Origin of the sequence: Shigella sp. FC1967, from assembly GCF_001743005.1 — a bacterium.
Lineage (GTDB): Bacteria > Pseudomonadota > Gammaproteobacteria > Enterobacterales > Enterobacteriaceae > Proteus.
The window spans coordinates 1-269 of record NZ_MIIZ01000202.1 but is presented as its reverse complement, the minus strand read 5'-3'; the positions used below and the strand labels follow the sequence as shown (position 1 = coordinate 269).

Below are 269 nucleotides of genomic sequence, written 5' to 3'. Positions count from 1 at the left end.
TGCTCTTTAACAAATTATCAGACAATCTGTGTGGGCACTCGCAGAGACGATATCTTCTAAAATATTAGATGTATCAAGTCTTGAAGAGTGAACAACAAAAGTAAATTCATTTATGAATAGCTAAGTTTTCGATTTTCTTTGAGCATCAAACACTTTTAATTGAAGAGTTTGATCATGGCTCAGATTGAACGCTGGCGGCAGGCCTAACACATGCAAGTCGGGCGGTAACAGGAGAAAGCTTGCTTTCTTGCTGACGAGCGGCGGACGGG

At 41.3% G+C, this 269-nt stretch carries 1 rRNA gene; it reads left to right on the top strand.

Going from position 1 to position 269, the window contains the following annotated elements:
• Positions 1-156: 156 nt before the first annotated feature.
• Positions 157-269, top strand: a 16S ribosomal RNA gene (locus BHE89_RS01855); the annotation flags it as partial.